The sequence below is a fragment of the Roseateles depolymerans genome (assembly GCF_003387155.1).
GTDB classification, from domain to species: domain Bacteria; phylum Pseudomonadota; class Gammaproteobacteria; order Burkholderiales; family Burkholderiaceae_C; genus Roseateles; species Roseateles depolymerans.
Window position 1 is genome coordinate 1,609,367 of sequence record NZ_QUMT01000001.1, and the last position, 26,253, is coordinate 1,635,619.

Here is a 26,253-nt window from a genome sequence, read left to right on the forward strand (position 1 = left end):
TCACACTCCACGCAGCTAGTAGCCAACACGCGTGAGGGCCGCGAGCGGCCTCAGCTGAGCTTCACCTTGTGATGCTTGCGCGCCGGCACGGCCCGCTCCGCCGGGGCGGGTTCACCCGCCAGGGTGCGGCGGATGAGGGCGGCATCCTGCAGCCGCTGGGCCGAGCCGTCCGTGTCCAGCAGCACCACGGTGAGGGTGCGAGCGCCCTGTTTCAGCCGCATCACCAGGCATCGTCCGGCTTCATTCGTGAAACCGGTCTTGGAGAGGCGGATGTCCCAGCCCTTGGCGCCCACCAGGTGGTTGGTGTTGCGCAGTTCCTGATCCCGGCCATTCACCTCGACCGTCGAGGACTTGACGCTGGTGATGCGCACGATCTCTGGATAACGGGAAGCGGCCATCGCGATGCGAGCCACTTCCTTGGCGGTCGAGAGGTTGGCAGGTGAAAGCCCAGTCGGATCGCTCAGCGCCGTGTGGGTCAGGCCCAAGGCCCGGATCTTGGCCTGCATGGCGGATTCGAAGGCCGGCAAGCCGCCAGGAAAGTTCCGAGCCAGGGCCGACGCGGCGCGATTCTCTGACGCGATCAGCGCCATTTCCAGCGCATCCGCCCGGGTCAGGCGCGCACCCACCCGCACGCGGGAGGCGCTGTGCTTGAGGCGGTCCACGTCCTCGTCGTCGATGGTCAAGGCTTCCTGCGGATTCTGCCGGGCGTCCAGCACCACCATGGCGGTCATCAGCTTGGTCAGGGAGGCGATGGGCACCACGGCATCCGGTTCCTTGGACGCCAGCACCTGGCCGTTGTCATCCATCACGATCATGTGCCGGGCATGGACCGGCAAGGCGTCCATCGGTCCGCCATCGGAGGGGGTGGTGGTGAAACGGGTGGCGCTGCGCATATCGGCCGCGGCTTCGGCGACGGCGGCACCTGGGTTGGGGCCGGTGCTCAGGGCCACGGTCCGGGCGGCAGCGCCATCGGTGCCGGTCCCGGCGGGCGTGTCCCCATCGGCGCGCGACACCGCGACGGCGTCAGCGGCGGACTCGGCCGCAGCCAGCGTTTCACCGACGGTGCCTGATGCGATCCACGGCTTGTCAGTGGCATCCTGACCGACCGCGGAGCGGCGTGAAGCCGGGAGCGGGGTCACGGCTTGCTGCCCGGCGTTGGCCAGCGCCGTGGCGGAACCCGGCGTCGGGATCACCTCGGTCACCATCCGGGGGGCTCGCGGCCCGTGTCCCAGGCCATGTGCGACGGCCCACACCACAAGACCGATGGGCAGGGCAGACAGGGCAGCGAGGGTCAGGCCTGAACGGGAACGCAAGGACGGCAGAGGCATGGCGCGACGGTCAACAAGAGGCTTGTGCGATTGTGCTCGAAGGCGACGGTGTCGCGTGATTCTTTGTCCGTTTACGTCTTACCAAACGTGCTCATGACGCACTTACGTCAGCCGATGCGGGTGGGCCGCGTGGGTATTTAACGCCAGTGGCGTGCAGGCACCGGCGGGTCAGGTTTCTTTTGAACCGACTGGCCTGCGTGACTGACAAACCTCGCGTCACCGGCTGATCGTTGTTAGCGATCCCATCAAACCTGTTCAGTCCGTGCATCGTCGCAAGGCGGTGGCGGACGCTTCACATGAAAACTCTGCTGAAAGCGGCTCTCCAGATGACCACCGTCGGCGCCCTGTTCACGGGCCTTGGGCGGTGTGTGGAGGCGCCTTCCATCCTTGCACTAGCACCTATCGGCTACCTCCTTTTGGCAGGCGGCGGCTTGCTGTTGATCGTGGTGGCCCTGGCCTCGTTGGATTCGCGGTGGGAAGTCCCCTGTTCTCAGGAGGCTCCTGACTGATCCAAGGCTTTCCCCTGCCGATATGAAGTGGGCTTCTCCATGCGAGCGAAGCCATTGACTGCCTAAGTGCGTCTGCATGCATGGGCAGTTGTTGGTTTTGCGCTGCCCGACACACTGGCTCCCCCTGCCGAACAGGCAACAAGGACAAGTCAAAGGAGAAGCAGCATGAGCATCGCGGTGGCCATCATTGAAGACGACCCCATGATCCTGAAGCGACTGATCGACATCATTGCAGCCAGCACCTTGTGTGAGGTGGTGGCCGTTGGAAAGAACCGTTCGGAGGCGGTGGCGGCCATCATGGCGGACCGGGCCGACCTCTATCTGGTGGACCTGGGCTTGCCGGATGTGGACGGCGTGGAACTGATCCGCCTGATCGCCGAGAAATGCCAGGAGGCTCGGGCGCTCGTGGTCAGCACCTTTGCCGATGCCAAGCATGTGATGCGCAGCTTGCGGGCAGGGGCCTGCGGCTATCTGCTCAAGGACGAGATCCACCCCGCCCTGGTGGACAAGCTGGTGTGTGCCCATAACGGCCAGGCGCCGCTGAGTCCTTCGGTCTCGCAGACCTTGCTGGACCGGCTGCGCCTGCTGGAGAGTCATGCCCGCCCGCAGGTGGACCGCAAGAAAGTGCTGGAGGAGCTGGGCTTGGGCGAGCGCGAATGGCAGGTGCTGCGGCTGCTGGTGGATGGCCTGCGGGTGGTGGAGATCGCGCGCCGGCTGGAGATATCGCCGCACACCGTCAATCAGCATCTGCGGTCCATCTATCGCAAACTGGGCGTCAATTCGCGGGCGCGCGCCGCCAGTGTGACCCGGGCGCTGGGAGTGCTGGATGAGTGAGCTGCAGCGTCTGTGGCTGGCGGTCGTGCACATGCTGGTCCGATGGCGACCTCGTGCGTGGACCGCGCTGCTGCTGGTGGCAGTGCCAGTGGCCTGTTCCAGTCACCTGGCCGACGACCTGATGGAGGTGACCGAGGCGCGCCATCTGCAGGTGGTGAGTGCGTCAACGGGGCAGGTGCTCCTGGACGAGGTCCAAGCGCGGTTGCCTTCCCGCGTGGACAGCGACCCCGCGGCCGGCCTTCGCCACATCAGTTTTGAGATTTCCCTGGATCAGTACATGACCCCGTCGCCAGCGCCCGCGCCGGGTCAGCGCCTGCCGCCTGGCCGCGCGTTGCTGTTCAGTCAGGCGATTGATGGCATGGATGTGTATCTGAATGGCGTGTGGGTGGCGGGGCTGCCGCGGACCAATGTGCAGGCCCGCTATCGCTGGAATCGGCCGCTGGTGGTGCCGCTGGCACATCGTCTGCTGCGTCAGGACGGGCCCAACACGGTGGTGGTGGAGCTGTCCAGCCAGGATGGACGGACCTTGCTGCCGCCGCTGTATGTCGGGAGTGTGCCGGCGGCCAATCTGGCCTTTGAATTGACGGCGTTCATTGGCAGTTCCATGGCCAATGCGTCCAACTTGTTGTGTTTGCTGGCGGGCTTGTTCCTGCTGGGGGCAGGGTGGGTGAGTCGCGAGGATGGGCGGGCCTTCGCCCTGGCCGGGGCCCTGACCACCGTGTGGGCAGTGATGTTTTCCCTGGTGCTCACGCCTTATGTGCCCACCGCCTGGCAGCCTATGCGTGAGTGGGTGCAGTATGTGTGCCTGGGCGCCGTGGCGGTGCTGCTCACGCTGTTTGTGTTCGCCTTCATCGGCGAGACCATGCCGCGGCGGGCCCGGCAGGCGCTGTATGCGGCGGCGCTGTCGGTGCCGCTCCTCTATCCGCTGGCCGGGCTCACCGTGCGGGGGTGGATTGCGCAGTACTGGCTGCCGATGCTCATGCTGTTCTATGTGTATGCCACCGTTCGGCTGGCGCGGCACGCGGTGCGCACCCGGCGACGTCCCGCCTTCCTGCTGCTGGCCTTGAGCATCCTCACCCAAGTGTTTGCGCTGCATGACCACAATGTGGTGGCTCAGCTGTTTCCGCTGACGGTGCCCTGTTCGGGCTGGACGCTGGCGCATCTGCTGACGGCGCCGGTGCTGCTGAGTCATCTCACCATGCCCTTGCTGCTGCTGGTGATGGCGCAGGGGCTGCTGGAGCGCATGCGCTCTTATGTGCTGCGCATCCGTCAATCCAATGACACCTTGCAAGCAACGCTCGCGCAGCGGGAGAGAGAGCTTCAGGTCAGCTACCAGCGACAGCGCGAGATGGAGAACGAGGCGGCGGCCCAGTCGGAGCGCGATCGCATCTATCGCGATCTGCATGACGGCATCGGCTCCAAGCTGGTCACTACGCTGTTCAGTGTCCGTGAGCGGGAGCTCAGTCCGGACCAACTGGAGCAGCGGCTGCTGGATGCGCTGAAGGACCTTCGGGAGACGATTTCGGTCACCCAGCCTAGGGAGGTCAGGCCCATTCAGGACATTCTTTTTGCGTACGCCAGCAGCCTGGATGAGGTGTTGAGCAGCGACCAGTTCTCGGTGGAGATCGACATTGCGGAGGGGCAGGAGCTGGTGCTGCTGGGGGACGAGGCCCGGGCGCTGCTGCGGATCGTGGAAGAGACGGTGGCCAATACCGTCAAGTACGCGGGTGCCACGCGGTTGCGGGTGTCGATGCAGGTGGATGAGCGGAATGTGTTGCGCTTGAGTGTGGATGATGATGGGCAGGGGGTGATGGGGGATGGGCAGGGGCTGTCGCAGCAATCTGCGCCGTGGCAGGGGCGCAGGGGGGCGCAAACCTCGGGGAGGCACGTTTCGACGTGGGATGCACGGGAAGGACTCGTCGCCTCGATGCAGCCGCCAGTCGGCATCCTGTCCGGTGGGCGAGGGCTGGCTGGCATGCGGGAGCGGGCGCGGCAGATGGGCGGCCGTTATCGATTCGTGCGGACTCGGCATGGCGCCCATACTCGGGTTCGACTGCCGCTGGGGCCGTGCGATCCGACAAGGCGTGAAGCAGCGGATCTGGCAGGCTTGGCCGCTGCAGCAGATTCGTCGTTTGCAGAAGTCGCGTCAGTGGCAGCAGCTTCGTCAGCTGCAGCAGTCGTGCCTGTTGCGGAAGCCTCGTGAGTTGCAGCAGACGCGCTCGATGCAGCAGACGCCCACTGAAACCCGCGACAGGACTTACCGGTCCCGGTTGGCGACCGCCAAACCGGCCTCGAGTTGAGCCATCGCCTCTCGAGAGGCAGTCGCGAATACTGGCAGTCCCTTATAGACAGGCCTGCCGTGGGGTCCAACTCCGGCAGGTGTCGCCCACCATGCTGCCGTCTGCCCGTTTTACCGAGACCTCTTGCCCCTCCACCCCTGTTGCCAGCGACCCATCGGCGGATCGTCCCGACGTGCCGGGTCCCCTCTTGCCTTCATCCGTCGAGCCGTCATACATCGCGCCGTTGCACGCTGCGCAGTCGCGCGGTGCGACGCAGTCACACGCGGAGCAGTTGCACGGTGCGCAGTCGCACACTGCGCCGTCAGACGCTGCGCGATCACGTGCTGCGCAATCACACGCCTCACAACTTCACGTCCCGCAGTCGCACGTCTCGCAGCAGCACGGCTCGCAGTCGCCGCTGCATGCCCATGTCTCGCGGCCGAATGGCGTGCTTGCGAACGTCGTTCCGCCGTTCGTCGTGCAAGACGGCTTACCACGCGTCGCCTCCAATGGGCTCTTTCAACCGGTATCCCACCGCGCCCGCCTGGGAGCGGCCGACAGGGAGTCCAACGATGCGCCCAGCAAGGTGTCCAGCGAAGCGCTTCGCGCTCACAGCATGGTGGCGACCGGCGACGCAGACGTTGGCACTTCTGCGCGTGTCCAGCCTGTCGGCAAGCTCTTCCATGCGGGCACGCTGCGCTGGGTTCGTTTCGCCCGGCAGGCGATCTCAAATGGCACCGTGGAACCGATGGGACACGAGCTCACGTTCCGCTGGGACGCCGGCCGCGACCGCACCGACGAGCCGCCAAGCCCCTACGCCGTCTGCATGACCTTGAGCCATGCCCTGCTGGATGGCGGCCTGAAGCACCGCGCGCCGGGAGGCCTGTTCGTCAGCTTGGACCGTGAGGCCTTGATGAGCAGTGTGGCCGACGCGCTGTGCGCCCCTCACTTCATCATTCAGCTCCCGCGCACGCTGCCGGTGGATCCTGAGGTGACGCGTCGGATTGCGCAGTTGCATGCGGCGGGGTATGCGTTCGCGCTCTCGGAGCTGGGCGGTCCTGACGATCCCCGCTGGATGTGGGCGCCGCTGGTCCGTTATGCCAAGCTGCAGGTGGCCCGCGAGTCCCCTGCGGGATGGGCGGGTTGGCTCAGGCGTGCCGAGTATGCCGAGCTGCAAGTGATCGTCGAGGGGCTGACGGAGCCTGCAGACTATCTACGCCTGCGTCGGCTGGGCGTGCATCGGTTTCAGGGGCCGTTGATCCAGCCCGCGCAGGAGGAGTCCGTGCGGGCGCTGCCGTGTTGCGATGTCCAGATCCTGCACAAACTGAACCGGCTGGTGGAGCAGGGCGCGTCTCGCGAAACGCTCGCCATGGTCAGTGCCACGGACCCTGCACTGGTGATTCGTCTGCTGATGCTGCAGAGGATTTATGCGGAGGGGTTGAGTGGGGCGCATCGATGCGGCGTGAACGCATTCGATGGGCTTGGGGGCGTTGCGTCCGTCGCATCTGTTGCGCCTCATTGGGGGCATGCGGGGACCGCAGAGCTTGGGGTCCAGCGAATGCATGGCCGTCATCCAAGCGCACAAGGCCAGGATGCACATGCGTCACATGCGTCAAATAGCGCATCCGGCGCGTTGGGCCCCTACCGCTCCCATGGCTTGTCTGGCCCGCGCGGTCCGCATGAAGGTGGAACCTCTCAATCCGACGTCACCCCGAGTGCATTGCATGCCAGAGGAGACGGGCCTGCTGCAGACCCAATCGGCGCCAAGGACTCGACCAACTGGAGCGGCGCGTCCAGCCTGATTGGCAAAGGCGGCGCAGCGGGCTCATGGGGTGAATCGGGGTTGGTAGGTCACCCGTTCACTGGAGGATGTGCCAGCCTCACGGGCAGTGAGCGGCCTGCGCCCGCCGCCACGCTGGCGGACGTTCTGGAAGCGCTGCCGTACCGGGTTTTGTCGGGCTGGATGCGCATCCTCCGTCACAGTTCCTTCGATCCGCACGAATCCGGGCGCGCCTGGTCGGCCTCGGTCAGGGAGCAGATGTACAACTTCCGCGCCCGACTGATCGGCGCCCGCGCCTGCCGCTCGCCGCAGGAGCTGGAGGCGCGTGTCTTCGGGTTGTACCGACGGCTGTGCTCCCGGGAGGCCTGGGTAGCGCTTGCCGCCAGCGACGAGTCCGCCTCGCCTGACCTCAGCGGCGAGCCTCCGTCAGGCCCCACTTTTTGATGAGGCGATGGAAGTTGCTTCGATCCATCCCGGCCTCGCGGGCGGCCGCGGCCAGCGAACCTGGATGGCGTCGCAGAAGGGCCGCGAGCCATTGGCGCTGGAACGCTTCGGTCGCGGCGCGCAGCGTTTGAGGGGCTTGAAGGGAAGGGCCCGACCCATCGACCCGCTCACCGATTCGCTCGTCGATCCTCTCACCCATCGGTTCACCATCCCGCTCAACAACCCGTTGACCGACCGGCTCAACAATCCCTTCACGGACCGGTGCAACAAACCGTTCACCGACCCGTTCACCGACCCGTTCACCGACCCGTTCACCGACCCGTTGGTCGACCTGTTGGCCGACTCGCTGACCAAACCATTCACCTGGCCCTTCACCGAATTCACCCACCTGCTCCCGGTAAGCCCGGCCCTGCATCGCTGCCGACAGCGCATCCCCGATCGGTTCCAGTCCCAGATGCTCCGGCTCGATCGTTGTCCAGCGCTGCGCCTTTCGCGGTCCCGCCCACGCCCGCAGCGCGGCGCGACTGATCAGGTGTTCCAGTTCTCGCACATTGCCCGGCCAGTCGTGGCGAAGCAGCGCGTCCCGGGCGGCGGGCGACAGCCTCAGGTTGCGGGCGCCCAGTCGGTGCTGGTTCTCTTCCAGGAACACTCCGGCCAGTGCCAGGACATCCCGTCCCCGTGCCCGCAGGGGCGGCACATGCACCGGATAGACCGCCAGCCGGTGATACAGGTCGGCGCGAAATCGACCCGCTGCGACCTCCGCCCGCAGGTCCCGGTTGGTCGCGGCCACGACACGGACGTCCACTCGAAGCGGGCGGTCGCTGCCCGGTCGCTGGATGTCTCCGCTCTGCAGCACCCGCAGCAGTTTGGCCTGCACCGTCAATGGCAGTTCACCCACTTCGTCCAGCATGAGCGTCCCTCCGGCCGCCAGCTCGAACTTGCCCATGCGGTCCTGGGTGGCGCCAGTGAACGCCCCGCGGCGGTGGCCGAAGAGTTCGCTGTCGGCCAGCGTCTCCGGCAGGGCCGCGCAGTTCACCTGGACCAGCGGGCGCGTCGATCGCCGGGACCCTTCATGCAGTCGCTGCGCCACCAGTTCCTTGCCTACCCCGGTCTCGCCCAGGATGAGCACCGTCAGGTCCGAGGGCGCCACGGTGTCCACTTCACGGATGAGTTGTTGCCACGCAGCGCTGCGGCCTTCGAGCTGACGGATTTCCCGCACGATGGTCGATACCGACGAAGTCGTCCGAGAGGGCAGGCCGTCCGTCGCTTCCAGCGCGCGGGCAACGCCGACCACGGACGGCGCGGCGGAAGCATCCGACGCCTCCCCCATCGGAGCAAATTCGGACGAGTCGGCCCATGCATCAGCATCAGCATCAACAGCTGCGGCTGCTGCGGCTGCTGCGGCTGCTGCGGCTGCTGCGGCAGTTGGGCTGCCAATGGATGGCCGTTTGCGCGGGGTCGCCGATCGGTTATCGGCCCGCCTCTGCCTGGCTTCATCCGCCACGATCGCTTCCAGGTGCATCTGCAGCGCCGCGATCACTGCGGTCGCGGTCTCTTCCTGGATCGCATCAAAGGCACCCGGACGCAGCGCATCGAACGTCGCCACGCCCCACAGTCGTCCGCCAATGGTCAGCGGAGCGCCCATGCAGTCGTGGACCGGGAGCAACTGATCCGCGGGCGTGTCTGGATGCTCGACCAGACCGTCATAGGGGTCGGGCAGTCCGCAGTCCGGGGGGAAGCGGTGAACGCCTCGGGCTCTCACCAGGGCGGCCAGCCGCGGATGGCCAGCCAGCGGGAAACGTCGCTGCATGGCTTCTTCGGCCAGCCCATGGACGGCCAGTGGGTGCAGCGCGTCGCCCTCCAGTTTCAGGATCGCTGCCGCGTCACACGGTAACTGCTCGAGGGTGGCTTCAAGCGCGGCGGCAAAGCGGGAGGAAAGGCTGGTGGCGTTCATGGGCGACTTGTCGGATCTGCGGACGTTTGGGCTGTGACCGAAGAAGGGGTTGTGAGCTGGTGCCAGTTCGACCTCGCCATGGCTCACCGACCCGGTTGGCATGCCAAGTTTCCCCTTGAAGTGGTTGTTTCGACAACAGGCCAAGCTGCCAAAAGGATTTAACCGTTGTGATAACAACCACATTCAATCGTTGTCAATCAAACCACAAAACACAAACTCCTGTCGATTCAAAGGCTTAGCACAAGGTCACTGCCTGGCACGGATGTTGAGAACTGCACGTCATCCACTGACTGGAGTCCACATGTTTTCTCCCGCTACCGTCTCCCTCATCAAGGCTACCGTTCCCCTGCTGCGCCAACGCGGGGAAGACATCACCCGTCACTTCTATGCCTCCATGTTCCGGGACCACCCCGACATGAAGGCCTTCTTCAACGAGTCCCACCAGGCCGAGGGCACGCAGGCGCGCGCCCTCGCGGGTGCCGTGCTGGCGTACGCCGCTCACATCGACCAGTTGGAAGCTCTCGCGCCTGCATTGCCGCGCATCATCCAGAAGCATGCGGCACTGGGTGTGCTCCCTGAGCACTACCCCGTGGTTGGCCAGTGCCTGCTGCGCGCCATTGGCGAGGTGCTGGGCGAACTCGCCACCGACGAAGTGCTGGCCGCCTGGGCGCAGGCTTATGGCGCGCTCGCGCAACTGCTCATTGACGCTGAAGAGCAGGTCTATGCCGCGAATGCGTCCTCCCCGGGTGGCTGGCGCGGAGATCGCCAGCTCCGGCTGGTCCGCAAGGAGCGGGAGAGCGAGATCATCACCTCGCTCTATTTCGAGGCCGCCGACGGCGGATCCCTGATGGACTACCAGCCCGGCCAGTACCTGACCCTGGTGCTGACGCTCGACGGCAAGGATGTGCGCCGCAACTATTCCCTCTCCGACGCGCCAGGGCGGGGCTGGTATCGCATCAGCGTCAAGCGCGAACCCGAGGGCCGGGTGTCCAACTGGCTGCATGACCACCTGTCGGTCGGCGACCAGGTCCGGGCGCTCCCGCCGTGCGGTGACTTCGTGCTGGATGCATCGTCCACGCGGCCCCTGGTGCTTGTGACTGCTGGGGTCGGCATCACCCCCGCCATGAGCATGCTGGAGACGGTGGCGTCCACCGGTCGCCCGGTCCACTTCATCCATGCGGCCCAACACAGTGCCGTCCACGCCTTCCGCGACCGGGTGGACGCCCTGGCGCAAGCCCATCCGAATGTGCAGCCGCTCTACCTCTATGATCAGCCGCGCCCGGGCTGCAAGCCGCACCGGATGGGGCGCGTCAACACCGACCTCCTGGCCGAACTGCTCCCCCAGGACCGCAACGTGGACCTGTATTTCCTGGGCCCCAAGCCCTTCATGCAGCAGGTGTTTGCCAGCGCCAAGGCCCTGCAGATTCCGCAGTCGCAGGTGCGTTTCGAGTTCTTCGGCCCCCTGGAGTCACTCGCCGCCTGATCAAGGAAGCGGCCCCAGGTTCGCGAGCCGCGCTTCCTGGGCTATACTCCGCCTGTTTTGTCACTCCACCGGGGTGGCAAAGCAACGAGCACGGCACGGGTCGGTTTCACCTGTGTCCGCAAGTCCCTCTCGGAAACCGCGCGCTGGGTGGCCTTTTCTGGCCCCAAACTCTCAACAGCGCCAGTGTGGATGGGCCCGGCCTGGTCGCTTTGGCGGCAGGTGTGAGGTTTGTTCACGGTGTGGCATCCCGCCGGCGGACCTTCCGAATTCATTCCGGAACAAGGAACGCATCATGGCAATCGCCGATCTGAACAAGGCTGACATCGTCAAGGCCAACGCCCGTAGCGCCAACGACACGGGTTCTCCCGAAGTCCAAGTGGCTCTGCTGACCGCTCGCATCAACGAGCTGACCCCCCACTTCAAGCTGCACGCCAAGGACCACCACGGCCGTCGCGGTCTGCTGAAGATGGTCAACCAGCGCAAGAGCCTGCTGGCTTACCTGAAGAACAAGGACGCTGACCGCTACACCGCCCTGATCCAGAAGCTGGGTCTGCGCAAGTAATCATCGCCTGTGAACGAAGAGCCTGTCTGGATGTATGCCAACAGGCTCTTTGTTGTTTCTGACGTCTCGTGCAAAGTTGGTCTTTCACGAGGTGGCAACCTCAGGCGCTTCTGACGCTTGTCCAAGCCGGTTCAACGCTTGTTCAAAGACGGTCTGAATCACGCCTGCAGGTTGTTCTGAATGGAGTCGGGGCTGACGTGGCGCTGCTGTGTCATTCCAGGGTGGTTGGCGGCTTGGGCCGCAGTCACGCTGGAATGGCATCCCGCCAAACCCAGTCTCACTCCCGGTTGAAGCCGCGCCGATTGCGGCTGTTTATCACTGAGGAGATGCAATGAGCATGTTCAACAAAGTCGTCAAGAGCTTCCAATGGGGTCCCCATCAGGTGACGATGGAGACCGGCGAAATCGCCCGTCAAGCCACCGGCGCCGTGCTGGTGAACATTGAAGACACCGTGGTGCTGGCCACCGTGGTCGCCCGTACCGAAGCCAAGGCCGGTCAGGACTTCTTCCCGCTGACGGTCGACTACATCGAGAAGACCTACGCCGCTGGCAAGATCCCCGGCAGCTTCTTCAAGCGCGAAGGCCGTCCCAGCGAGCTGGAGACCCTGACCTCCCGCCTGATCGACCGTCCGATCCGCCCGCTGTTCCCGGAAGGCTTCTTCAATGAAGTCCAGGTGGTCATCCACACCCTGTCGCTGAATCCGGAAGTGCAGGCCGACATCGCCGCGATGATCGCCACCAGCGCTGCGCTGGCTGTGTCCGGCATTCCGTTCAACGGCCCGATCGGTGCTGCCCGCGTGGGTTACATCAACGGCGAATACGTGCTGAACCCGGGCAAGACCCAGCTGACCGAGTCCAAGCTGGACCTGGTCGTGGCCGGCACCGAAGCCGCCGTGCTGATGGTCGAGTCCGAAGCGGACCAGCTGACCGAAGACGTCATGCTGGGCGCCGTGGTCTATGGCCACGACCAGGGCAAGGTGGCCATCAACGCCATCAACGAACTGGTGCGCGAAGCCGGCAAGCCGTCCTGGAACTGGACCGCTCCGGCCAAGAACGAGCCCTTCATCGCCAAGGTCACCGCCCTGGCTGAAGAGCCGCTGCGCGCTGCCTACCAGATCCGCTCCAAGCAGGCCCGCACCCAGGCTTGCCGCGAAGCCTATGCCAAGGTCAAGGAAGCCCTGACCGCCGAGAACGTCGAATTCGACGGCGTCGAAGTGGAAGGCCTGCTGTTCGAGATCGAGGCCCGCATCGTCCGCAGCCAGATCCTGGCTGGTGAGCCGCGCATCGACGGTCGCGACACCCGCACCGTGCGCCCCATCGAGATCCGCAACAGCGTGCTGCCGCGCGCCCACGGCTCGGCCCTGTTCACCCGCGGTGAAACGCAGGCGCTGGTCGCTGCCACCCTGGGCACGGACCGCGACGCGCAGGTCATCGACGCGCTGGCCGGCGAGTACTCCGAGCGCTTCATGCTGCACTACAACATGCCTCCGTTCGCCACCGGCGAAACCGGTCGCGTGGGCAGCCCCAAGCGCCGCGAAATCGGCCACGGCCGTCTGGCCAAGCGCGCCCTGGTGGCCGTGCTGCCGACCAAGGAAGACTTCCCGTACTCCATCCGCGTGGTGTCGGAAATCACCGAGTCCAACGGCTCCTCGTCCATGGCTTCGGTCTGCGGCGGCTGCCTGTCGCTGCTGGACGCTGGCGTGCCCCTGAAGGCTCACGTGGCCGGTATCGCCATGGGTCTGATCAAGGACGCCAACCGCTTTGCCGTGCTGACCGACATCCTGGGTGACGAAGATCACCTGGGCGACATGGACTTCAAGGTGGCAGGCACCACCGCCGGCATCACCGCCCTGCAGATGGACATCAAGATCCAGGGCATCACCAAGGAAATCATGCAGGTCGCCCTGGCGCAAGCCAAGGAAGCCCGTCTGCACATCCTGGACAAGATGGTCGGCGCCATGGGCACCGCCAACACCGAGATCTCGCAGTTCGCGCCGCGTCTGTACACCATGAAGATCAATCCGGAGAAGATCCGTGACGTGATCGGCAAGGGCGGCGCCACCATCCGCGCGCTGACCGAAGAAACCGGCACGCAGATCGACATCGCGGAAGACGGCACCATCACCATCGCCTCCACCGACGGCGCCAAGGCGGAAATCGCCAAGAAGCGCATCGAAGAGATCACTGCCGAAGCCGAAGTGGGCAAGGTCTACGAAGGCCCGGTCACCAAGATCCTGGACTTCGGTGCCCTGGTCAACATCCTGCCGGGCAAGGACGGTCTGCTGCACATCAGCCAGATCGCCCACCAGCGCGTGGAAAAGGTGACCGACTTCCTGAGCGAAGGCCAGATCGTCAAGGTCAAGGTGCTGGAGACCGATGAAAAGGGCCGCATCAAGCTGTCGATGAAGGCCCTGCTGGACCGTGATGCACCCGCACACGCTCCGTCGGAAGGTGCTGGCGAGTAACTCGTCATGAAAGCCATCGCCATCAGCCAGCCCGGTGGACCGGAGGTGCTGCAACTGGTCGAGCGTCCTGACCCCGTCCCCGGGGTCTCGGAATGCCTGATCCGTGTGGCGGCCTACGGCATCAACCGGCCGGATGTCCTGCAACGCAAGGGCGCCTATCCGCCGCCACCCGGGGCGAGTGATCTCCCTGGGCTGGAGGTGGCGGGCGTCATCGAGTCCGGCGATGCCGACGCCCTGAAGGCTGCTGGCCTGAAGGTCGGCGACGCGGTCTGTGCGCTGGTGGCCGGTGGCGGCTATGCCGAGCTCTGCGTGGCCCCGGTGGCGCAATGCCTGCCGGTGCCTGCGGGCTGGAGCATGGAAGAGGCGGCCAGCCTGCCGGAGACCTTCTTCACCGTGTGGAGCAATGTGTTCGAGCGGGCGCGTCTGCAGCCGGGCGAGACCCTGCTGGTGCATGGCGGCAGCAGCGGCATCGGGGTCACGGCCATTCAACTGGCCAAGGCTCTGGGCGCCAAGGTGCTGGTGACGGTGGGCAGCGACGACAAGGCCAAGGCCTGTCTGGCGCTGGGCGCCCATCACGCGATCAACTACCGCGAGCAGGACTTCGTGGCCGAAGCCAAGACCTTCACCGAAGGTCGTGGCGTGGATGTGATCCTGGACATGGTGGCGGGCGCCTACGTGGCGCGCAACGTCGAATGCCTGGCCGACGACGGCCGTGCGGTGATCATCGCCGTGCAGGGCGGGGTGCAGGCCGGCTTTGATGCTGGTCAGGTGCTGCGCCGTCGGCTGACGATCACCGGGTCCACGCTGCGTCCGCGTTCGCTGGACTTCAAGGCCGGCATCGCCCGGGCGCTGCGGGAGCGGGTCTGGCCGTTGCTGGAGCAGCGGGTCATCCGCCCGGTGCTGTATCGCCAGCTCCCGGCGGCCGACACCGCCAAGGCCCATGCCCTGATGGAGTCCGGCGAGCACGTCGGCAAGATCGTGCTGAGCTGGCACGACAAGACGGAGAAGCATTGATGCGCAAGAAACTGGTAGTGGGCAACTGGAAGATGCATGGCAGCCGTGCGTCCAATGCCGTGCTGCTGGCGGGCCTCAAGGAGGCTGGTCCCTGGAACGCCCAGGTGGCCGTGTGTGTGCCGTTCCCCTACATCACCGAAACCGCGCTGGCCCTGACCGGTCAGCTCGTGGCCTTTGGTGCGCAGGACTGCTCGGCGCATGAGCAAGGTGCCTATACCGGCGAAGTGTCCTCGGCCATGCTGGCGGACATCGGCTGCCGGTATGTCATCACGGGCCATTCCGAGCGCCGCGCCTACCACCACGAAAGTGACCAGCTGGTGGCCGACAAGGCCAAGGCCGCGCTGGCCCACGGCATCACGCCCATCGTCTGTGTGGGCGAGACGCTGGCCGAACGTGAAGCGGGTCGCACCGAAGAAGTGGTCAAGCGCCAGCTCGCCGCGGTCATCCACACCCTGACGCATTGCATCGGGGAAATCGTGGTGGCTTACGAGCCGGTCTGGGCGATCGGCACTGGCCTGACCGCCACGCCGGAGCAGGCTCAGCATGTGCATGCGCTGCTGCGTCAGCAGCTCAAGGCGGCCACGCAGAAGGCGGACCAGATGCAGATCCTCTACGGAGGCAGCGTCAAGCCGGACAATGCGGCCCAACTGTTTGCCCAGCCCGATATCGACGGCGGCCTCATCGGAGGCGCCGCATTGAAGGCTGCTGATTTTGCGGCGATCTGCCGCGCTGCCGGCTGAATCCACCGGCTGAAGGTCCAAAAGGGTTCTGGAGAAAGAAGCAAATGCAAGTGTTGATGAATCTGGTGCTGGTGCTGCAGCTGATCGCTGCCCTGGCGATGATCGGTCTGGTGCTGGTGCAGCATGGCAAGGGCGCCGACATGGGCGCCTCCTTCGGCAGCGGTGCCTCGGGCAGTCTCTTCGGTGCCACGGGAAGTGCCAACTTCCTCTCGCGCAGCACCGCAATCGCCGCTACCATCTTCTTTGTCTGCACACTGGCCCTGGCCTACATGAGCAGCCATCGTGAGTCGGGTCTGGGCGGTTCCACCGCTGCAGAGCGTCTGCTGGAGCAAGGGGCTGCCCCCGCACTGTCGGCCTCCGCGCCCGCCGTTGCACCGAATACTGCGGCATCTTCCGCCGCTACGGCGAACGACGTGGTGCCCGGTGCTGCGCTGTCTCCGGTGGCGCCTGCCTCGGCCGCATCGAACTGATCGAAGTGGGCGGCTGGCGTAAGCTCCTCGACAAAATCGCTTCGGATCACTAGTGAGGTCAAGAAAGCGGTATAGAATGCGAGGCTGTCTGAAACGCGAGCCGTCAAGACAAAGTCACTTCAGGGTGACATATGCCGACGTGGTGAAATTGGTAGACACGCTATCTTGAGGGGGTAGTGGCGAAAGCTGTGCGAGTTCGAGTCTCGCCGTCGGCACCAGAATGAATCGGCCTGCCAAGGTTTCGGGGTCTGGCTCCAAAATCGAATGCATCAGTTGGCTTAGGCGGCCCGTTAAAGGGCCCCGTTAAAGGGCCCGATGCACGTCGAATCAAGAGTCGGGTTGTTTGAGACTGAAAGCAGGTTGATGTCTTTTGAGACTTCTGAAGCATTGCTCCCGCGGGAGCAGGTTTCGCAAGACTCCAAAAGACAGACGGGCGCGGTCCGTAGCGATACTTTGTTATCGCTCACGGCGCGCCCGTTGTTTTTGCCGAATGTTTGCCGAGTTCCGGTGGCGGAGGTTTCTTCGACCCGGAGCAAACTCGGTGGCCCGTTGGAAACCTGTTCGGAATAGGGCTGTCTGTCGGGTAATTGCTTTGCCCGCCGTCGACGGTCCATCCGGCATCAAACGAAGAGCAACGTCGTGAGCCTGGAACAATACCTGCCCGTCATCCTTTTCATTCTGGTCGGCGCCGTGGTGGGTATAGCCCCCCAGCTCCTCGGCTTTCTGCTCGGCCCGCGTCGTCCTGACGAGGCCAAAAACTCCCCCTACGAATGCGGCTTCGAGGCCTTTGAGAACGCGCGAATGAAATTCGACGTGCGTTATTACCTCGTCGCCATCCTCTTCATCCTGTTCGACCTGGAAATCGCCTTCCTCTTCCCCTGGGCCGTGTCCCTGCGCGAAGTGGGCCCTGCCGGCTTCTGGGCGATGATGGTGTTCCTGGGCATTCTGGTCGTGGGCTTCGCCTACGAGTGGAAAAAGGGCGCCCTCGATTGGGAATGACCGGCTGCTGAGCCACCAACAGTGCGCGGGCCCTGCAACGGGCCTGTTGTGCGGTGGGGAAGGGCAGGGCGCCCGACCCCATGCTTTCGAAAGATTGGGATCTCGATATGGGTAACGAAGGCTTGATGAAGGAAGGCTTCCTGACCACGTCCATCGACGTACTGGTGAACTGGTCCAAGACCGGTTCCCTGTGGCCGATGACCTTCGGTCTGGCCTGCTGCGCGGTGGAAATGATGCACGCCGGTGCGGCGCGTTATGACATCGACCGCTTCGGCATGTTGTTCCGCCCCAGCCCCCGTCAGTCCGACCTGATGATCGTGGCCGGCACGCTGTGCAACAAGATGGCCCCGGCCCTGCGCAAGGTGTATGACCAGATGGCCGAGCCCCGCTGGGTGCTGTCCATGGGCTCCTGCGCCAACGGCGGTGGCTACTACCACTACAGCTATTCGGTGGTGCGCGGCTGCGACCGCATCGTGCCGGTGGATGTGTACGTGCCGGGCTGTCCGCCGACCGCCGAGGCGCTGCTCTACGGCATCCTGCAGCTGCAGGCCAAGATCCGCCGCGAAAACACCATCGCGCGCTAAGCACCCCAGCCAGCCAAGCACATGAGCAAACTCGATACCTTGCAGGCGGCGCTTGAGTCCGTCCTGGGTGGCCAGATCGTGGCCCTGAAGCGCGAACTCGGCGAGATCACCATCACCGTGGCCGCCAAGGACTACGCCAACGTCGCCAAGCTGCTGCGTGACCATTCCGAGCTGCGCTTTGAGCAGCTGATCGACCTTTGCGGCGTGGACTACAGCGCCTACAAGGACGGTGCCTGGGAAGGCCCGCGCTTCGCCGCCGTGGTCCACCTGCTGTCGATCAACAAGAATTGGCGCCTGCGCGTCAAGGTCTTCGCCCCGGACGACGATTTCCCGGTCGTGGCCTCGGTCAATTCGATCTGGAATGCCGCCAACTGGTTCGAGCGCGAAGCCTTCGACCTGTACGGCATCATCTTCGAAGGTCACGAAGACCTGCGCCGCATCCTGACGGACTACGGCTTCATCGGTCACCCGATGCGCAAGGACTTCCCGGTCACCGGCCACGTCGAAATGCGCTACGACCCCGAGCAGAAGCGGGTGGTCTACCAGCCGGTGACCATCGAGCCGCGTGAGATCACCCCGCGCGTGATCCGCGAAGACAACTACGGCGGACTCTGATCATGGCCGAAATCAAGAACTACACCCTGAACTTCGGGCCTCAGCACCCGGCCGCCCACGGCGTGCTGCGTCTGGTGCTGGAGCTGGACGGCGAAGTCATCCAGCGCGCCGACCCGCACATCGGCCTGCTGCACCGCGCCACCGAAAAACTGGCCGAGAGCAAGACCTTCATCCAGTCGCTGCCCTACATGGACCGTCTGGACTATGTGTCCATGATGGCCAACGAGCATGCCTACTGCCTGGCCATCGAAAAGATGCTGGGCCTGGAAGTGCCCGAACGCGCCCAGTACATCCGCGTGATGTTCGCCGAGCTGACCCGCATCCTGAACCACCTGCTGTGGCTCGGGGCGCACGGCATCGACTGCGGCGCGATGAACATCCTGATCTACTGCTTCCGCGAACGTGAAGACATCTTCGACATGTACGAAGCCGTCTCCGGCGCGCGCATGCACGCGGCCTACTTCCGTCCGGGCGGCGTCTACCGCGACCTGCCGGACAGCATGCCGCAGTACAAGGTCAGCAAGATCAAGAACCAGAAGGCCATCGACCGCCTCAACGAGAACCGTCAGGGCTCGCTGCTGGACTTCATCGAGGACTTCTGCAACCGCTTCCCGGCCAACGTCGACGACTACGAAACCCTGCTGACCGACAACCGCATCTGGAAGCAGCGGACGGTGGGCATCGGCGTCATGTCGCCTGAGCGCGCGCTGAACCTGGGCCTGACCGGCCCGATGCTGCGCGGCTCCGGCATTGCGTGGGACACCCGCAAGACCCAGCCCTACGACGTCTATGACCGCATGGACTTCGACATCCCGGTGGGCACCAATGGCGACACCTACGACCGCTACCTGGTGCGCGTCGAGGAAATGCGCCAGTCCAACCGCATCGTGCAGCAGTGCGTGAAGTGGCTCAAGGCCAACCCCGGCCCGGTGATCACCGACAACCACAAGGTGGCGCCGCCCTCCCGTGTGGCGATGAAGAGCTCCATGGAAGAGCTGATCCACCACTTCAAGCTGTTCACCGAAGGCTTCCGCGTCCCCGAGGGCGAGGCGTACGCCAGCGTGGAACATCCGAAGGGCGAATTCGGCATCTACATGATCAGTGATGGTGCCAACAAGCCCTACCGCCTGAAGATCCGTGCCCCGGGCTATTCGCATCTGGCTGCGCTGGATGAGATGGCGCGTGGCCACATGATCGCTGACGCGGTGGCCGTGATCGGCACGATGGACATCGTGTTCGGTGAAATTGACCGTTGAGTGGTGACGCGATGAGCAGCACTGAAATTGTGAAGAACGCCAGCAGCACCCCGTTTGTGCTGAGCGACGCCACCCGGGCGCGCTTTGCCCGTGAAGTGGCCAAGTACCCGGCCGAGCAGGCGCAGTCGGCCGTGATGGCCTGCCTGTCGATCGTGCAGCAGGAGCAGGGCTATGTCTCCCGCGAAGCGGAAGACGCGATTGCCGCCTACCTGGGCATGCCCGCGATCGCCGTGTATGAGGTCACCACCTTCTACAACATGTACAACCAGCGCCGGCTGGGCAAGTTCAAGCTGAACGTCTGCACCAACCTGCCGTGCCAGTTGCGTGACGGCCAGAAGGCGCTGGACCACCTGTGCGGCAAGCTGGGCGTGGAAGAGGGCGGCACCACCGCCGACGGCCTCTTCACCGTGCAAAAGAGCGAATGCCTGGGCGCCTGCGCCGACGCGCCGGTGATGCTGGTCAACGACCGCCAGATGTGCAGCTTCATGAGCCATCAGCGCCTGGACGAACTGGTGGACGCGCTCAAGGCGCATGCCGCCAAGAACTGAGGGAACGCGCATGAACATCGATCTCTCCAAGTGGCAATCGACGGGTGCCGAGACCTGCTTCCATGACCGTCATCTGGGCCCGCAGATCTATGCGGACCTCAATGGCAAGAACTGGTCGATCCAGGACTATCAAGCCCGTGGCGGCTATCAGGCCCTGCGCAAGATCCTGGGCCAGGATGGTGGCGAAGGTCTGACCCCGGACCAGGTCATCGCCGAGGTGAAGGCCTCCGGCCTGCGCGGCCGCGGCGGCGCCGGCTTCCCGACGGGCCTGAAGTGGAGCTTCATGCCCCGCCAGTTCCCTGGCCCGAAGTACCTCGTCTGCAATTCGGACGAAGGCGAGCCCGGCACCTGCAAGGACCGCGACATCCTCATGTTCAACCCGCACATCGTCATCGAAGGCATGGCGATCGCGGCGTACGCCATGGGCATCCGCACCGGCTACAACTACATCCACGGTGAAATCTTCGAGGTGTACGAACGCTTCGAAGCCGCCCTGGAAGAAGCCCGCGCGGCCGGCCTGCTGGGCGACAACATCCTGGGCAGCAATTTCAGCTTCCAGCTGCATGCGTTCCACGGCTTTGGCGCCTACATCTGCGGCGAAGAAACCGCACTGCTGGAATCGCTGGAAGGCAAGAAGGGCCAGCCCCGCTTCAAGCCGCCGTTCCCGGCCAGCTTCGGCCTGTACGGCAAGCCCACGACCATCAACAACACCGAGACCTTCGCGGCGGTGCCCTGGATCATCCGTAACGGTGGCCAGCAGTACCTGGAGATCGGCAAGCCCAACAACGGCGGCACCAAGATCTTCTCGGTGTCGGGTGACGTCAACCGTCCCGGCAACTACGAAGTCCCGCTGGGCACCTCGTTCGAGAAGCTGCTGGAGCTGGCCGGCGGTGTGCGCACCGGCCGCAAGCTCAAGGCGGTGATTCCCGGTGGCTCGTCCGCCCCGGTGCTGCCGGCTGACATCATGATGCAGTGCACGATGGACTATGACTCCATCGCCAAGGCCGGCTCCATGCTGGGCTCGGGCGCCGTCATCGTGATGGATGACTCGCGCTGCATGGTCAACAGCCTGCTGCGCCTGTCCTACTTCTATGCCCACGAGTCCTGCGGCCAGTGCACGCCCTGCCGCGAAGGCACCGGCTGGATGCACCGCGTCATCGAGCGCATTGCCCACGGCAAGGGCCGCATGGAAGACATCGACCTGCTGAACTCGGTGGCCGACAACATCCAGGGCCGCACCATCTGCGCCCTGGGCGACGCTGCAGCCATGCCGGTGCGCGCGATGATCAAGCACTTCAAGCATGAGTTCGTCGCCATGATCGAGCAGGCCCAGTCTTCCCCTTCCCAACCGCGTCAGGCTGCCCCGGCCGGATCGCTGGCCTGATTCCGGAGCCGCTGAGAACAAGCTATGGTTGAAATCGAACTCGACGGCCGGAAGGTCGAAGTGCCGGAAGGCAGCATGGTGATGCATGCTGCCGAAAAGGCCGGCACCTACATCCCGCACTTCTGCTACCACAAGAAGCTGTCCATTGCGGCCAACTGCCGCATGTGCCTGGTGGACGTGGAAAAGGCCCCCAAGCCGCTGCCCGCCTGCGCCACCCCGGTGACGCAGGGCATGATCGTGCGCACCAAGAGCGACAAAGCCATCAAGGCCCAGCAGGGCGTGATGGAGTTTCTGCTGATCAACCACCCGCTGGATTGCCCGATCTGCGACCAGGGCGGTGAATGCCAGCTGCAGGACCTGGCCGTGGGCTACGGCGCCGGCAAGTCGCGCTACAGCGAAGAAAAGCGGGTGGTGTTCCACAAGAACGTGGGTCCGCTGATCTCCATGGAGGAGATGAGCCGCTGCATCCACTGCACCCGCTGCGTGCGCTTCGGCCAGGAAATCGCTGGCCAGATGGAACTGGGCATGGCCCACCGCGGCGAGCACAGCGAGATCCAGACCTTCGTCGGCCGCACGGTGGACTCCGAGCTGTCGGGCAACATGATCGACATCTGCCCGGTCGGCGCGCTGACCAGCAAGCCCTTCCGCTACAGCGCCCGCACCTGGGAACTGTCGCGTCGCAAGAGCGTCAGCCCGCATGACTCCACCGGCGCCAACCTGGTGGTGCAGGTCAAGGGCAATGAAGTGATGCGCGTCGTCCCGCTGGAGAACGAAGCCGTCAACGAATGCTGGATCGCCGACCGCGACCGTTTCTCGTATGAAGCGCTGAACAGCGATGAGCGCCTGACCACCCCCATGCTGAAGCAGGGCGGTCAGTGGAAGCCGGTCGACTGGACCACGGCCCTGGAATACGTCGCCAACGGCCTGAAGCAGATCAAGGCCGAGAAGGGCGCCGCCGCCATCGCCGCGCTGGGCTCCGAGCACAGCACGGTGGAAGAGCTGCACCTGCTGGCGCAACTGGTGCGTGGCCTGGGCAGCGAGAACATCGACACCGCCCTGCGCGCAGCCGACGCCGGCTTCCGCGCCGAGGCCGGCAAGGCCTTCTGGCTGGGCACCTCGATCGCGTCGCTGTCGCAGCTGGACCGCGCCTTCGTGGTCGGTTCCTTCCTGCGCAAGGACCATCCGCTGTTTGCCCAGCGTCTGCGCCAGGCCGCCCGCCAGGGTGCGCAGGTGCTGGCCCTGGGGGCCGCTGAAGACAACTGGCTGATGCCCGTCGCTGCCCGCATCACCGCCGCGCCGAGCGCCTGGGTGCAGGAACTGGCCGGCGTGGCTGCGGCCATCGCCAGCGTCAAGGGCGCCAGCGCCCCGGTGGCCGGTGAGGCGACCGACGCTTCGCGCCGCCTGGCCGATGCGCTGCTCTCGGGCGAACGCAAGGCCATCCTGCTGGGCAATGCCGCCGTGCAGCATCCGCAAGCCTCGACCCTGCTGGCCCTGGCCAACTGGATCGGCGCGCAGACCGGCGCCAGCGTCGGTGTGATGGGCGCTGCAGCCAACACCGTCGGTGCGCAACTGGTCAAGGCTCGCCCGGGTCAGGGCGGCCGCACGGCAGCCCAGTTGCTGGGCGACCAGCCGGCCAAGGCCCTGGTGCTGCTGAACACCGACCCGGTGCTGGATGCGGCCAACCCCGCCGCCGCCGCCAAGGCCGTGGCCGCTGCCGAGATGGTGGTGGTGCTGAGCCCGTTCAAGACCGGCCTGGACTATGCCGACGTGCTGCTGCCCGCCGCGCCGTTCACCGAAACCTCGGGCAGCTTCGTCAACGCCGAAGGTCGCCTGCAAAGCTTCGTGGGCGTGGTCAAGGCCCGTGGCGAGACCCGTCCGGCCTGGAAGATCCTGCGCGTGCTGGGCAACCTGCTGGGCCTGTCCGGCTTCGAGTACGACAGCTCCGAGCAAGTCCGCAATGCAGCGCTGGGCGTGAGCACCGAACTGGGCGACCGCCTGAGCAACAGCATCCAGGCACAGGCCTCGGCCACCCCGGTGGCCCAGGGCCTGGAGCGCCTGACCGCCGTGCCGATCTACGCCACCGACGCCCTGGTGCGCCGTGCCAGCTCGCTGCAACTGACCCGCGACGGCCGCGACGCCGCCCTGGTCGGCCTGCCGCAAGCCCTGTGGAACGAGCTGGGCCTGCAAGGGCAGGGCGCTCAAGTCCGCGTGGCTCAGGCCGGTGCCGGTGAAGCCGTGCTGACGGCGCAGCTGGATGCCAGCCTGCCCGCCACTGTGGTGCGCGTGCCGGCCGGCCTGCCGGAAACCGCCGCGCTGGGCGCCATGTTCGGTGCCATCAGCGTGACCAAGGCCTGAGGACGAGACGATGGATAACCTGTACAACGCCGGCGCCTCGCTGATGGACGGCGCCTTCTGGGCGGGCACCTGGATGGTGATCTGGAGCCTGCTCAAGATCATCGTGGTGGTGGCGCCGCTGATGATCTGCGTGGCCTACCTCACGCTGTGGGAGCGCAAGGCCATCGGCTGGTCCCAGATCCGCCCGGGTCCCAACCGCGTGGGCCCGATGGGTCTGCTGACCCCGATCGCCGATGCGGTGAAGCTGATCTTCAAGGAGATCATCATCCCGTCGGCGGCCAACAAGAGCCTGTTCTTCCTGGGCCCGATCATGACCATCATGCCGGCGCTGGCCGCCTGGGCGGTGGTGCCGTTCGGCCCGGGCGTGGCCGTGGCCGACGTCAATGCCGGCCTGCTGTTCGTGATGGCCATCACCTCGCTGGAAGTCTATGGCGTGATCATCGCCGGCTGGGCCTCCAACTCGAAGTACGCCTTCCTCGGCGCGCTGCGGGCATCGGCCCAGATGGTGTCGTATGAAATCGCCATGGGCTTCGCGCTGGTCATCGTGCTGATGGTCACCGGCTCGATGAACATGACCGACATCGTCGTCAGCCAGGACACCGGCAAGTTCGCCTCGATGGGCCTGAGCTTCCTGTCCTGGAACTGGCTGCCGCTGCTGCCGGTGTTCGTCGTGTATTTCATCTCGGGCCTCGCCGAAACCAACCGCCACCCGTTCGACGTGGTGGAAGGTGAATCGGAAATCGTGGCCGGCCACATGATCGAGTACTCGGGCATGTCGTTCGCGATGTTCTTCCTGGCCGAATACGCCAACATGATCCTCGTGTCCGCACTGGCCGTGGTCATGTTCCTGGGCGGCTGGGCAGCCCCGATCTCCTTCAGCCTGCTGGGCATGGACACCCCCTCGTTCATCGAGAAGACCATGCCGTTCTGGAACTGGTTCTGGCTGTTCTTCAAGACCTTCGTGGTCGTGACCGGCTTCCTGTGGGTGCGTGCGACCTTCCCGCGCTTCCGCTATGACCAGATCATGCGCCTGGGCTGGAAGATCTTCATCCCCGTCACCCTGGTGTGGCTGGTGCTGGTGGGTCTGTGGATCCAGTCCCCCTTCAATATCTGGAAGTAATCCGAGGTGTCCGCTGTGAGCTCCATCAAGGACCTACTCAAGAGCTTCATGCTCACCGAGCTGTTCAAGGGCATGGCCCTGACCGGCCGGCATTTCCTCTCGCGCAACATCACGGTGCAGTTCCCGGAAGAGAAGACGCCGCTGTCGCCGCGTTTCCGTGGCCTGCATGCGCTGCGTCGTTACGAGAACGGTGAAGAGCGCTGCATCGCCTGCAAGCTGTGCGAGGCGGTATGCCCGGCCATGGCCATCACCATCGAGTCCGATGTACGTGCGGACGGCTCGCGCCGGACCACCCGCTACGACATCGACCTGACCAAGTGCATCTTCTGCGGCTTCTGCGAGGAAAGCTGCCCGGTGGACTCGATCGTCGAGACCGACATCTTCGAATACCACGGCGAAAAGCGTGGCGACCTCTACTTCACCAAGGAAATGCTCCTGGCTGTCGGGGACCGCTACGAGCCGCAAATCGCAGCCAGCAAGGAGGCCGACGCCAAGTACCGCTGAGCCCGGCGGTCCGGCGAACCCTCCGGGGGAGGGTGGCTGGTCGCGCGCTTCAGCCTGCTTGCAGGAAAACCCATGAACATCACAACCCTGCTGTTCTACTTTTTCTCGGTCGTCCTGCTCGGGTCGTCGGTCCTGGTGATCACGGCTCGCAGCACGGTCTATTCGGCCCTGTTCCTGATCCTGGCGTTCTTCAACGCCTCCTGCATCTGGATGATGCTCAAGGCCGAATTCCTGGCCATCACGCTGGTGCTCGTGTACATCGGCGCGGTCATGGTGCTGTTCCTCTTTGTCGTGATGATGCTGGATTTCGATTCCGACACGGTGCGCAAGGGCTTCTGGAAGCACGTGCCCGCCGCCGGTCTGATCGGTGCCTTCATCGCGCTGGAAATGGCCCTGATCCTGATGCCGGGTTTCCGCGTCAGCGAAGCCCAGCCCGTGCCTGAAGCGCTGGCCAAGCTGGGCAATGCCAAGCTGCTGGGCATCAACATCTACACGCACTACCTGGCACCGCTGCAGATCGCCGCCGTGCTGCTGCTGGTGGCCATCATTGCCGCCATCGCGCTGACCCTGCGTGGCCGCAAGGACTCGCGTCACCAGGACCCGTCCGAACAGGTCCGCGTGAAGAAGGGCGACCGCCTGCGCATCGTCAAGGTGGCCCCGACCGTGGAACAACCGGCCGTGCCGGTCGAGAAGAACGAAGGAGCCGCATGATGGGCGTTCTGACGCTGGGCCATTTCCTCACGCTGGGCGCCATCTTGTTCGCCCTGTCCGTGATCGGCATCTTCCTGAACCGCAAGAACCTGATCGTGCTGCTGATGGCCATCGAGCTGATGCTGCTGGCGGTCAACCTGAACTTCGTGGCCTTCTCCCACTACCTGGGCGACATGGCCGGCCAGGTCTTCGTGTTCTTCATCCTCACGGTCGCGGCGGCGGAATCCGCCATCGGCCTGGCCATCCTGGTGGTGCTGTTCCGCAATCGCAGCAGCATCAACGTGGAAGAGCTGGACGCCCTGAAGGGCTGACGGGC

The 26,253-nt window shown here is 65.0% G+C and carries 23 protein-coding genes and 1 tRNA gene; 22 read left to right on the forward strand and 2 right to left on the reverse strand.

Going from position 1 to position 26,253, the window contains the following annotated elements; genetic code table 11:
* Positions 1–50: 50 nt before the first annotated feature.
* Positions 51–1,205 (reverse strand): serine hydrolase, encoded by a 1,155-nt coding sequence (locus DES44_RS07160; RefSeq protein ID WP_147307001.1) that lies wholly within the window; start codon positions 1,203–1,205, stop codon positions 51–53.
* Positions 1,206–1,624: 419 nt separating this feature from the next.
* Between DES44_RS07160 and DES44_RS07165 the strand changes: the two genes are divergently transcribed.
* From DES44_RS07165 to DES44_RS07180, 4 genes are all read left to right on the forward strand, one after another.
* Positions 1,625–1,837, forward strand: coding sequence for a hypothetical protein (locus DES44_RS07165; RefSeq protein ID WP_147307002.1), 213 nt, complete (start codon positions 1,625–1,627; stop codon positions 1,835–1,837).
* Between the two features lie 165 nt (positions 1,838–2,002).
* A complete protein-coding gene (locus tag DES44_RS07170) occupies positions 2,003–2,671 on the forward strand; it encodes a response regulator (RefSeq protein WP_058935589.1) in 669 nt (222 codons plus the stop codon).
* A complete protein-coding gene (locus DES44_RS07175; protein WP_058935588.1) occupies positions 2,664–4,874 on the forward strand; it encodes an ATP-binding protein in 2,211 nt (736 codons plus the stop codon). Before DES44_RS07170 ends, DES44_RS07175 begins: the two co-directional genes overlap by 8 nt.
* Before the next feature lie 188 nt (positions 4,875–5,062).
* Positions 5,063–7,174 (forward strand): YuxH family protein, encoded by a 2,112-nt coding sequence (locus DES44_RS07180; protein ID WP_147307003.1) that lies wholly within the window; start codon positions 5,063–5,065, stop codon positions 7,172–7,174.
* Here DES44_RS07180 and DES44_RS07185 read toward each other — a convergent pair.
* Positions 7,140–9,128 (reverse strand): sigma 54-interacting transcriptional regulator, encoded by a 1,989-nt coding sequence (locus tag DES44_RS07185; protein WP_232309792.1) that lies wholly within the window; start codon positions 9,126–9,128, stop codon positions 7,140–7,142. The two genes, DES44_RS07180 and DES44_RS07185, sit on opposite strands and share 35 nt — an antisense overlap.
* A gap of 301 nt (positions 9,129–9,429) precedes the next feature.
* Here DES44_RS07185 and hmpA point away from each other — a divergent pair, with 301 nt between their 5' ends.
* The 18 genes from hmpA (at position 9,430) to nuoK (ending at position 26,248) form a co-directional block, all read left to right on the forward strand.
* Complete coding sequence (gene hmpA / locus DES44_RS07195; protein WP_058935584.1) at positions 9,430–10,611, forward strand: NO-inducible flavohemoprotein; 1,182 nt, start codon at positions 9,430–9,432, stop codon at positions 10,609–10,611.
* A gap of 292 nt (positions 10,612–10,903) precedes the next feature.
* Positions 10,904–11,173 (forward strand): 30S ribosomal protein S15, encoded by a 270-nt coding sequence (gene rpsO, locus DES44_RS07200; RefSeq protein WP_058935583.1) that lies wholly within the window; start codon positions 10,904–10,906, stop codon positions 11,171–11,173.
* Positions 11,174–11,504: 331 nt separating this feature from the next.
* The gene (gene pnp, locus DES44_RS07205) at positions 11,505–13,637 is read left to right on the forward strand and encodes a polyribonucleotide nucleotidyltransferase (RefSeq protein ID WP_058935582.1); all 2,133 of its coding nucleotides are present in this window, start codon (positions 11,505–11,507) and stop codon (positions 13,635–13,637) included.
* 6 nt (positions 13,638–13,643) lie between these two features.
* Entirely contained in the window at positions 13,644–14,651 is a 1,008-nt protein-coding gene (locus tag DES44_RS07210) for an NAD(P)H-quinone oxidoreductase (protein WP_058935581.1), read from the forward strand.
* Complete coding sequence (gene tpiA, locus DES44_RS07215; RefSeq protein WP_058935580.1) at positions 14,651–15,391, forward strand: triose-phosphate isomerase; 741 nt, start codon at positions 14,651–14,653, stop codon at positions 15,389–15,391. The genes DES44_RS07210 and tpiA overlap by 1 nt, the downstream gene beginning before the upstream one ends.
* Before the next feature lie 44 nt (positions 15,392–15,435).
* Positions 15,436–15,861 (forward strand): preprotein translocase subunit SecG, encoded by a 426-nt coding sequence (secG, locus tag DES44_RS07220; protein WP_058935579.1) that lies wholly within the window; start codon positions 15,436–15,438, stop codon positions 15,859–15,861.
* A gap of 133 nt (positions 15,862–15,994) precedes the next feature.
* Positions 15,995–16,079 (forward strand) — tRNA-Leu (locus DES44_RS07225).
* A 421-nt stretch (positions 16,080–16,500) separates the two neighbouring features.
* Complete coding sequence (locus DES44_RS07230; protein WP_058935578.1) at positions 16,501–16,860, forward strand: NADH-quinone oxidoreductase subunit A; 360 nt, start codon at positions 16,501–16,503, stop codon at positions 16,858–16,860.
* Positions 16,861–16,967: 107 nt separating this feature from the next.
* Complete coding sequence (locus tag DES44_RS07235) at positions 16,968–17,444, forward strand: NuoB/complex I 20 kDa subunit family protein (protein WP_058935577.1); 477 nt, start codon at positions 16,968–16,970, stop codon at positions 17,442–17,444.
* A 21-nt stretch (positions 17,445–17,465) separates the two neighbouring features.
* Entirely contained in the window at positions 17,466–18,059 is a 594-nt protein-coding gene (locus DES44_RS07240; RefSeq protein WP_058935576.1) for an NADH-quinone oxidoreductase subunit C, read from the forward strand.
* Between the two features lie 2 nt (positions 18,060–18,061).
* A complete protein-coding gene (locus DES44_RS07245) occupies positions 18,062–19,315 on the forward strand; it encodes an NADH-quinone oxidoreductase subunit D (RefSeq protein WP_058935575.1) in 1,254 nt (417 codons plus the stop codon).
* A gap of 11 nt (positions 19,316–19,326) precedes the next feature.
* The gene (locus tag DES44_RS07250; RefSeq protein ID WP_198164790.1) at positions 19,327–19,863 is read left to right on the forward strand and encodes an NADH-quinone oxidoreductase subunit NuoE family protein; all 537 of its coding nucleotides are present in this window, start codon (positions 19,327–19,329) and stop codon (positions 19,861–19,863) included.
* 10 nt (positions 19,864–19,873) lie between these two features.
* Positions 19,874–21,247, forward strand: a complete 1,374-nt coding sequence (gene nuoF, locus DES44_RS07255) for an NADH-quinone oxidoreductase subunit NuoF (protein WP_058935574.1) — start codon at positions 19,874–19,876, stop codon at positions 21,245–21,247.
* A gap of 24 nt (positions 21,248–21,271) precedes the next feature.
* Positions 21,272–23,602, forward strand: a complete 2,331-nt coding sequence (nuoG, locus tag DES44_RS07260; RefSeq protein ID WP_058935573.1) for an NADH-quinone oxidoreductase subunit NuoG — start codon at positions 21,272–21,274, stop codon at positions 23,600–23,602.
* Positions 23,603–23,612: 10 nt separating this feature from the next.
* The gene (nuoH, locus tag DES44_RS07265) at positions 23,613–24,722 is read left to right on the forward strand and encodes an NADH-quinone oxidoreductase subunit NuoH (RefSeq protein ID WP_058935572.1); all 1,110 of its coding nucleotides are present in this window, start codon (positions 23,613–23,615) and stop codon (positions 24,720–24,722) included.
* 6 nt (positions 24,723–24,728) lie between these two features.
* A complete protein-coding gene (gene nuoI, locus DES44_RS07270; RefSeq protein WP_058935571.1) occupies positions 24,729–25,226 on the forward strand; it encodes an NADH-quinone oxidoreductase subunit NuoI in 498 nt (165 codons plus the stop codon).
* A 72-nt stretch (positions 25,227–25,298) separates the two neighbouring features.
* Positions 25,299–25,937, forward strand: a complete 639-nt coding sequence (locus DES44_RS07275) for an NADH-quinone oxidoreductase subunit J (protein ID WP_058935570.1) — start codon at positions 25,299–25,301, stop codon at positions 25,935–25,937.
* Complete coding sequence (gene nuoK, locus DES44_RS07280) at positions 25,937–26,248, forward strand: NADH-quinone oxidoreductase subunit NuoK (RefSeq protein ID WP_058935569.1); 312 nt, start codon at positions 25,937–25,939, stop codon at positions 26,246–26,248. The genes DES44_RS07275 and nuoK overlap by 1 nt, the downstream gene beginning before the upstream one ends.
* Positions 26,249–26,253 lie beyond the last annotated feature (5 nt).

What these genes read in the sequence shown, in the direction of transcription:
- DES44_RS07160 (WP_147307001.1), bottom strand. Translation starts at nt 1,205, where the DNA reads ATGGTGACCGAGGTGATCCCGACGCCGGGTTCCGCCACGGCGCTGGCC.
- DES44_RS07165 (WP_147307002.1), top strand. Translation starts at nt 1,625, where the DNA reads ATGAAAACTCTGCTGAAAGCGGCTCTCCAGATGACCACCGTCGGCGCC.
- DES44_RS07170 (WP_058935589.1), top strand. Translation starts at nt 2,003, where the DNA reads ATGAGCATCGCGGTGGCCATCATTGAAGACGACCCCATGATCCTGAAG.
- DES44_RS07175 (WP_058935588.1), top strand. Translation starts at nt 2,664, where the DNA reads ATGAGTGAGCTGCAGCGTCTGTGGCTGGCGGTCGTGCACATGCTGGTC.
- DES44_RS07180 (WP_147307003.1), top strand. Translation starts at nt 5,063, where the DNA reads ATGCTGCCGTCTGCCCGTTTTACCGAGACCTCTTGCCCCTCCACCCCT.
- DES44_RS07185 (WP_232309792.1), bottom strand. Translation starts at nt 9,128, where the DNA reads ATGAACGCCACCAGCCTTTCCTCCCGCTTTGCCGCCGCGCTTGAAGCC.
- hmpA (WP_058935584.1), top strand. Translation starts at nt 9,430, where the DNA reads ATGTTTTCTCCCGCTACCGTCTCCCTCATCAAGGCTACCGTTCCCCTG.
- rpsO (WP_058935583.1), top strand. Translation starts at nt 10,904, where the DNA reads ATGGCAATCGCCGATCTGAACAAGGCTGACATCGTCAAGGCCAACGCC.
- pnp (WP_058935582.1), top strand. Translation starts at nt 11,505, where the DNA reads ATGAGCATGTTCAACAAAGTCGTCAAGAGCTTCCAATGGGGTCCCCAT.
- DES44_RS07210 (WP_058935581.1), top strand. Translation starts at nt 13,644, where the DNA reads ATGAAAGCCATCGCCATCAGCCAGCCCGGTGGACCGGAGGTGCTGCAA.
- tpiA (WP_058935580.1), top strand. Translation starts at nt 14,651, where the DNA reads ATGCGCAAGAAACTGGTAGTGGGCAACTGGAAGATGCATGGCAGCCGT.
- secG (WP_058935579.1), top strand. Translation starts at nt 15,436, where the DNA reads ATGCAAGTGTTGATGAATCTGGTGCTGGTGCTGCAGCTGATCGCTGCC.
- DES44_RS07235 (WP_058935577.1), top strand. Translation starts at nt 16,968, where the DNA reads ATGGGTAACGAAGGCTTGATGAAGGAAGGCTTCCTGACCACGTCCATC.
- DES44_RS07240 (WP_058935576.1), top strand. Translation starts at nt 17,466, where the DNA reads ATGAGCAAACTCGATACCTTGCAGGCGGCGCTTGAGTCCGTCCTGGGT.
- DES44_RS07245 (WP_058935575.1), top strand. Translation starts at nt 18,062, where the DNA reads ATGGCCGAAATCAAGAACTACACCCTGAACTTCGGGCCTCAGCACCCG.
- DES44_RS07250 (WP_198164790.1), top strand. Translation starts at nt 19,327, where the DNA reads ATGAGCAGCACTGAAATTGTGAAGAACGCCAGCAGCACCCCGTTTGTG.
- nuoF (WP_058935574.1), top strand. Translation starts at nt 19,874, where the DNA reads ATGAACATCGATCTCTCCAAGTGGCAATCGACGGGTGCCGAGACCTGC.
- nuoG (WP_058935573.1), top strand. Translation starts at nt 21,272, where the DNA reads ATGGTTGAAATCGAACTCGACGGCCGGAAGGTCGAAGTGCCGGAAGGC.
- nuoH (WP_058935572.1), top strand. Translation starts at nt 23,613, where the DNA reads ATGGATAACCTGTACAACGCCGGCGCCTCGCTGATGGACGGCGCCTTC.
- DES44_RS07275 (WP_058935570.1), top strand. Translation starts at nt 25,299, where the DNA reads ATGAACATCACAACCCTGCTGTTCTACTTTTTCTCGGTCGTCCTGCTC.
- nuoK (WP_058935569.1), top strand. Translation starts at nt 25,937, where the DNA reads ATGGGCGTTCTGACGCTGGGCCATTTCCTCACGCTGGGCGCCATCTTG.